Annotated in this window: 5 protein-coding genes; 2 read left to right on the top strand and 3 right to left on the bottom strand. The window is 59.8% G+C overall.

The window, feature by feature from the left end:
- A partial coding sequence (gene uvrC / locus U0988_RS04225) for an excinuclease ABC subunit UvrC (RefSeq protein WP_322291393.1) occupies nucleotides 1-1,757 on the top strand: 1,757 nt, incomplete at its 5' end.
- A gap of 140 nt (nucleotides 1,758-1,897) precedes the next feature.
- Nucleotides 1,898-4,189, top strand: coding sequence for a GGDEF domain-containing phosphodiesterase (locus U0988_RS04230; protein ID WP_322291394.1), 2,292 nt, complete (start codon nucleotides 1,898-1,900; stop codon nucleotides 4,187-4,189).
- A gap of 214 nt (nucleotides 4,190-4,403) precedes the next feature.
- Here the strand turns inward: U0988_RS04230 and U0988_RS04235 are convergent, their stop codons facing one another.
- From U0988_RS04235 to U0988_RS04245, 3 genes are read right to left on the bottom strand one after another with little or no spacing between them, the layout of a single operon-like run.
- Nucleotides 4,404-5,309 carry an acyl-CoA thioesterase II gene (locus tag U0988_RS04235; RefSeq protein WP_322291395.1) on the bottom strand — a complete coding sequence of 302 codons (906 nt, stop codon included), beginning with the start codon at nucleotides 5,307-5,309 and terminating at the stop codon, nucleotides 4,404-4,406.
- 45 nt (nucleotides 5,310-5,354) lie between these two features.
- Nucleotides 5,355-6,212: a transcriptional regulator gene (locus U0988_RS04240; RefSeq protein ID WP_322291396.1), complete on the bottom strand. Its 858-nt coding sequence runs from the start codon at nucleotides 6,210-6,212 to the stop codon at nucleotides 5,355-5,357.
- A gap of 2 nt (nucleotides 6,213-6,214) precedes the next feature.
- On the bottom strand, nucleotides 6,215-7,381 hold the full coding sequence (locus U0988_RS04245) for a GNAT family N-acetyltransferase (RefSeq protein WP_322291397.1): 1,167 nt from the start codon (nucleotides 7,379-7,381) through the stop codon (nucleotides 6,215-6,217).
- Nucleotides 7,382-7,454 lie beyond the last annotated feature (73 nt).

A 7,454-nucleotide genomic window follows, 5' to 3' on the forward strand; every position in this document is an offset into this window, starting at 1 on the left:
GCGATGTGCTGTATGTCGGCAAGGCGCGGGCGCTCCGCAATCGGGTCGGCAATTACCTTCAGGTCGCCAATCTGACCAGCCGGTTGCAGCGCATGGTCAGCCAGACTCGCGCGATGGAGATCGTCACCACCAACAGCGAGGCGGAAGCACTGCTGCTGGAAGCGCAGTTCATCAAGCGGTTTCGCCCGCCTTATAATGTGCTGCTGCGCGACGACAAAAGCTTCCCCTTCATCCTGCTGCGAATGGATCATGAGTTCCCGCGGATCATGAAGCATCGCGGCGCACGTCGTGCCAAGGGCAATTACTATGGGCCGTTCGCCAGCGCGGGCAGCGTCAACATCACCATCAACGCGCTGCAGAAATTGTTCCTGCTAAGATCCTGTAGCGACAGCTTTTTCAGCCGCCGTGACCGGCCGTGCCTGCTGTACCAGATCAAGCGGTGTTCGGCGCCCTGCGTGGGCCGCATCGACCAGGCGGCGTATGACGGGCTGGTGCAGGAAGCGAAGGATTTCCTTGGCGGGAAAAGCTCTGCCGTGCAGTCGAAGATCGAGCGCCAGATGGCGGAAGCTGCGGAGAAGCTGGATTTCGAATCCGCGGCGATGCTGCGCGACCGGCTGCGCGCGGCGACTTTCATCCAGGGCAGCCAGGCGATCAACGCCAACGGGGTCGGCGATGCCGATGTCTTCGCGCTGGCGGAAAAGGGAGGGCAGGTCGGCATCCAGGCGTTTTTCGTACGCGGCGGCCAGAATTGGGGCCACCGGGCGTTCTTTCCGGCGCATACGAAGGAAGTGGATGAAGCGCATGTCCTGGCCAATGTTCTGGCGCAATTCTACGAGGAGGTCCCGCCACCGCGCACCATTCTGGTCGACCGCGAATTGCCCGATCAGGCGGTGATGGAGGAGGCCTTCGCCGCCATTGCGGAGCACAGGGTAGAAATCTCGATCCCGCAGAGGGGTGACCGCCGCCGGCTGATGGAACAGGCACAGCGGAACGCGGCGGAAGCGCTGGAACGGCGCCTGGCGGAGAGCGGAACAAAGGCGAGAACACTGCGCGAACTCTCCGAATTTCTCGAATTGCCCGAAGTTCCGCAGCGGGTCGAGATTTACGACAACAGCCATATCCAGGGTTCGAAGCCGGTCGGCGGGATGGTCGTCGCGGGCCCGGAAGGGTTCCTGAGGAACCAGTACCGCAAATTCAACATCAAGACCGCACAGGGGAACGACGATTTCGGCATGATGCGCGAAGTCATGCAGCGCCGTTTCAGCCGTGCACAGATCGAAGATCCCGACCGCGCTGGCGGAATGTGGCCCGATCTGGTGCTGATCGACGGCGGCAAGGGCCACATGAGCGCGGTGCGCGACACGCTGGAGGAATTGGGGATCGAGGATGTTCCCTTGATTGCGATTGCCAAGGGCCCCGACCACGGGCGCGAAGGCCGCGAAGTGTTCCACTTCCCCGATGGTCGCGAGAAAACCCTGCCGACCAATTCGCCGGTGCTGTTCCAGCTCCAGCTATGGCGCGACGAGGTGCACCGCTATGCCATCGGCGCGCACCGCGCAAAACGCAGCCGCGCGATCACGGCGTCACCGCTGGATGAAATTCCTGGCATTGGTCCGGCACGAAAGCGGGCGTTGCTGATGCATTTCGGGACCGCCAGCAAGGTGAGAGCGGCTTCATTCGAGGACCTGCGACGCGCGCCTGGCGTCAGCGACGCGGTAGCGCAGACGATCTACGATTATTACCACGCCGGGGCGTGAGGGTGGGAGCTCGAGCCTGCTCTAATCTCTCTCGGTGGTGGGGTATTTGCAACGCCAAATGTAAACGGGAAATTTACCATATGGTTGTACGGCTAGCTCTGTGAGAGGAGCGACGCATCTACCATTTCGCGCATAAATTGTTGGCCAAGGAAAGGTTTCGCCACGCGGCTTTCGCGGCAATTCTGGCGATTCTGGTTGGCGTCACAACAATATTGCGCCCGCTCGACATCGCTGCGTGGGCCCTCCAGTCGAAGATGTTCACCCATCAGGCCAGCGGCGAAATTGTATTTGTCGAGCTGGAAAACGACGCTTCAGCCAAGACAATGGTTGGAAATGGTGATCTGGCCAGATCACTGGAGTATCTGGACAAAGCTGGTGCGAACCGCATTTTCATTGATATTCCGCTCAAACGGCAGGGCGACGTCGGTAGCGATTTGCAGCTCAGGACGGTGTTGGAGGGGCTGGGGGACAGAGTCACCTTAACGGAAGCTGTGCGAAGCGATTTCCCCGACAGCCAAAGCGTTGACTCCAACGATCAGTATTATTCCTCTGGAAGGAATGTCGTCAGCAATGACTATCAAACGGATTTCATCGGATACGTTTGGGAGCTACCTGCCGCAAACTATCGCGATCGCCGCAAGATGGTCTCTCTGGCCTATGCGCTTGCTTCTGATGCTTCTGAGGATGCAGCGGTCTGTCCGGATTACACCATTGAAATGGCGTCGGTTCCGACAATTAATTCCAATCAAATTCGGATAAATGACCTATCTAGCGAAAGACGCTTTGCAGGCAAAACAGTCGTTTTGGGAGTTCGCGACAATTCTGCGCGAATGGTCAGGGCACCGGAAGAAGGAATGATCGCATCCTCGATGATCCACATCATCGGAGCGGAAACCTTAATCCGGGGAGCCGGACAGAATCCACATTGGCTGGTTCTGTTGAGTGTGTTTGGTCTGGGTCTGGTTCTGGGTTCGCTCTACTTTGGTGACAAGCACTGGCGTCGGCGCTTTTATGTTCTTTGGAGCCTGACGCTGGTTGCGTGCTTCGTCGTTACTGCAAATCTTGGTATTCGCACGACTTTTTCTGATGCGACGGCAGCTGCGGTTATTTACGCTGCCTTCAGATTAGTCGCGAATTACAGACGCCGTTATCTTTATCGCGATTCCCGGAGCAAGTTGCCCAACTTCGCCGCATTGCAGCGCGATCTCGATGATAATCACGACAGTGACGCCTGCGCCATAGGGGTAGCAAAAATCGCCCGCCTGGATGCGGTGTTTGCAACTCTGTCGCTGACAGAGCAGGCTCGCTACCTCCGTCAGATCGGTGCTCGCCTTACGCTCGGCGATACGGGCGAGACCATCTATTACGACGGCGGGAAGTACTTCGGATTCTTCCTTCGGAACATGTCGGCAGAGGACCTGCAAGAGCATCTTTCAGGTTTGCGGGCGGTCGTCTCGCAATCTATCACGATCGCAGAACGCCCGATTGACGTCTCCATGACTATCGGTGCAGACAATTGTATCGGCAAGTCTGTGGCTAGCCGGTTGAGCTCTGCCATCGCGGCTGCAGATCAGGCTCGCGAAGCCTATCAGCCGGTGTTCGTCATCTCGGATCTGGAAGCTGACAGTGACACCTGGGATCATTCGTTGCAGGCCCGTCTGGAGACTGCGCTGTCCGAAGATAGAATTTCCATCAAACTCCAACCGCAGGTTGATTTCGAATCCGGTCTGATCATCGGTGCGGAGGCGCTTGCCCGGTGGGTCGACGAGGAACGGGGAGAAATTTCTCCCGAGCGCTTCATTGGTCAGTGCGAGCGGGTCGGTCGCCTGGATGATCTGACGAAGCGCATTTTGCTGAAGAGCCTTCGCGCGGCCAATTCGCTCAGAGGAGATGGGCACAATCCGATGATTTCGGTGAATGCTTCGGCAATCCAGTTTCTGGATGACCGGATGACAGTGATGATCGGCGAAAGTCTGTCGCGAACCTCGATCGATCCGGCAAAATTGACAATCGAGGTAACCGAAACGGCTCGTATCGAAAATTTTGCAATCGCTCGCGATGTATTCGAAGAAATTAAAAGGAGCGGCGTCAGGTTTTCAATGGATGATTTCGGCGTGGCCAGCGCAAACCTCGACGTGATGCTGGAACTGCCGTTCGACGAAATAAAGATCGATCGTCAGTTCGTCAGCCGTATGACGACGTCCCGACGGGCACGAGCGATCGTCGCCAATGTCATTAGGTTAGCTAAGGACGCCGGGGTTGTGGTGGTTGCGGAGGGAATCGAAGATCGCGAATCGTACGAATTGTTAAGGGCGATGGGCTGCGACATCGGCCAGGGTTACTTGATTGCCCGCCCTCTGCCACTTGACGGATTTAAGGAAATTCTTGATTTACAAAGAGATATGCCCATTTTCTCGCAGAAACTTGGTTAACGGTTTACAAACAAACAAGGTTAACGTAATCCTGCTGTGTTTGGCACAACAGGAGTGATATTATGTTTCGTTCTATTTGGGATTGGGTCTTTAACTAAGATCCGCTGAAATTTTACAAAATTTGGGCTCCTCTCGGGGCCCATTTTTTTGTCTGCCTCACTCGCGCCGAAAATGCGGACGTCGCTGAGCTACTGCAATCCGACAGTAGCCAGGCTTACATCTTCCGCCGCCGAATAACGCCCTCCTGCGCCACGCTCGCCACCAGGGTCCCGTCGCGCGTCAGGATGCTCCCCCGATTGAAACCGCGTCCGCCGCCGCTCCAGGGGCTGTCGGTTACGTACAGCAGCCAGTCGTCCGCCCGCGCGGGCCGGTGGAACCAGATCGCATGGTCGAGGCTGGCGCCGCTCATTTCTCCGCGCATCCAGCTGAGCCCGTGCGGCAGCGCAGCGGTGCCCAGCAAAGTGTAATCGCTCGCATAGGCTATTACGGCGCGGTGGATGGCCGGATCGTCCGGAAGTGGGGCGGCGGCGCGGAACCAGCTGTGCGCGCGCGGCTCCCTGGCTTCGCTGTTCATCCAGTGCAAACGGTCGACCGTCCGCATTTCGATCGGGCGCGGGCGCAGGATCAGGGCGCGGTGTTCCGGTGTAAGGTTCGGCATCCCGGCGACCATCTGCGCGCGCTGATCCATGTCGGACTTGAGATCTTCCGGCTGGGCGACATCGGGCATGGCACAGGCCTGATGCTCCAACCCTTCTTCCGGGCGCTGGAAACTGGCGGTCAGGTTCAGGATCGGACGGCTGGTTCCGTTGTCGGCCTGGCTCGCGACAACCCGCCGGTTGGCGAAGCTGCGGCCATCGAAATCGCGGGCAATCGCGTAATCGATCGCCGGACCTTCTGTGCCTCCGCGCAGGAAATAGGCGTGCAGCGAATGGGCGACCATGCCCTCGGGCGCGGCGAGTTGGGCCGCCTGGAGTGCCTGGGCGATCACCTGGCCGCCAAACATACGGCCCACGCCGCCCGGTTGCGGACGTCCGATATAGCTATCCGTGCTGGAGGCCTCGACCGTCAGCAACCGGACGAGATGGGCAACCAGCTGTTCGGGAGTAGGGGTTTGGCTCATGCGCTCCCGCATTGCGGTGCAGCAGCCGTTTCGTCAACGCAGAGCTTACCTGGCGAGGCTAAGTTTCCGCAATATCCGGAACGCCGCGGCTTTGCCGAAATTGCTGCTTGGCCAGCGGCCGGGGGGAGAGGGTGCCAGCCCCAATCTGCGTAAGCGGCGGTTGAGCCCGCGCGCGTCGGCCTCGGCAAAGCTCCAGTCGCTGCGCCATGTGATCGAAAGGGAGATCGAGCTGCTCGGACCGTTGCGCACGAAGTGGGGTGCCATGACCGGCACATAGACCGCCTCGCCCGGGCGCAGGGTGAAGTCAGTTCCGCCTTGTGCCATTTCTTCGCGCCAGGTCAGCTCGCGAGCACCGCCGGCGTGGTAGCTTTCGTGCACCTGATCGGGCGCGTAGAAAGCGTCTCCAGCAGGGAATTGGGTCATCACCTTGCTACCCGTCAGCTGTAGCAACAGATTGTGCTCGGGATCGAAATGATACGGGGTGACCGCGTTCGGGCTGGAGATGAACACGAAACCCTGCAGGCGCAGCATCGCGCCGGTGCGCGCTTCGATCTCGGCGCGGAGTTCGCCCAGCAGCGACCGCAGCAGCGCGTCATAGGCGGGCACCTGCTCGATGTTCTTCAGCACCGCCCAGCTGTTGCTGCTGGCTATGTGGCGGATGGTCTCTTCAATCGTCAGGCCGTTGCTGCCCGGCTTGCCATTGATCCCGATCGGCAGGTCGCCGCGGTTGTATTCGATGGAGTTCGGGGGAAGTTCGCCTGCCAGCGCTGCCAGCGCCTCGAGCGTCAAAAGCGAATCGTGGGCCAGATTGTGGCTCAGGACGTGCGGAATTTCCGGGTAAGCCGCCGCGAACTGGAGCCGAGTCGCAGTACCGAATACGTCTCCATTCGGTGTTTCGTCCATGGTCATGCCGAAACTTTGCGGCCGCTCTCGGCGCGCAGAAGCTGGCGGACGAACGATTGGCGAAGCGCACCGCCGATTCCGATGCTGACGCGCTGGATCGTGCGCTTCTGCCGCCATATCCGCTCGATCATCGGATGATCGGCCGACGCGCAGCTGTCGCACCAGTCGATGCCTTGCCGGTCCAGCAGGTCGAGGTTTTCGCGCTGGAGCAGGACGCCGGGCGAATATTGTGCGTAGGTCTCGTCGAAAGCCGTCTTGAAGGAATAGCTGCCGGGTGGGGCCAGGAAATTGACCAGCATGGCAATCGGCCTGCCATCCAGCGAAAGCGAGAGCCGTTCCGCCCTGCCGCGGGCGGCCCCGCCGTGCAGGGCGCTGCGAAAGAACGATGCCGTCCCGGGCTCGCAGGCGAGCGCAGAACCTTCCCGCCCTTTCCATCCGGCCAGTTCCAGATCGAGGAAATCCTCACACCACTGGTCTATCCCCTGGTCATCCAGATGCCGGCAAAACTGCAGCGTGCCCAGTTCGGACAGGCGGCTGTACTGGCGGCGCAGTTCCTTGCGCTTCTTCCCGTTCATGGAAGCTGCGAAGTAATCTGCCGGGCTTTTGCTGGATTGAAGCATGGCGCGCTGCTCGGAATGGACCACCGCATAAGGGCGCGGCTGCCGGTCCAGCGTTTCCATGAGGGCGGCATGGACAGGTCCGCCCGTCGGAAGGCGGGTCAGATGCAGGAACAACGCACCTCCGGGCCGGGCATCGATGGTCTGCAGCAAGGCGGCCCAGAATTCCGTCTCGTGACCCTTGGTCACCAAAGGCAGGCCGCAGAAGCAATTGTGATGCAGCCAATTGTGCCAATGCGGCAGGGGATAGCCGTAATAACGTGCCGAGCGTGCGAGGGGCATCAGCCCGGTCAACTTCCCGCCGCTCCGAAAAACCGCGATACGGGCATTCCGGCCCTGATCGAGACTGGCGAGCGCAGGCAGCAGGTTCCAGCTTTCGAAGAACGGATTGGGTTCGCTGGCTTCCAGCGCCAGTTCGTCCCATTCAGTGATCGCTGCGGCATCCGCTAAATCGCGCCATTCGACCAGCGACATCCCGTCAGCCCCGCCCCCGAGGACCGGTGCGGTCTGGCAGTCGCGGTCCTTGTATTGCCGGAGCGGAAGGCTCGCCACCTGTTAACCCTTGCATCGCGCGGCAGATTGCGCCGCAAGCCGCCGTAGCAACGCGATGCTGATGAAGAATTAA

Source organism: Allopontixanthobacter sp. (genome assembly GCF_034376665.1).
Classification (GTDB): Bacteria; Pseudomonadota; Alphaproteobacteria; order Sphingomonadales; family Sphingomonadaceae; genus Allopontixanthobacter.

Excerpts from the sequence above, each read along its gene's own strand:
- U0988_RS04240 (WP_322291396.1), bottom strand. The coding sequence starts at position 6,212 with ATGGACGAAACACCGAATGGAGACGTATTCGGTACTGCGACTCGGCTC.
- U0988_RS04235 (WP_322291395.1), bottom strand. The coding sequence starts at position 5,309 with ATGAGCCAAACCCCTACTCCCGAACAGCTGGTTGCCCATCTCGTCCGG.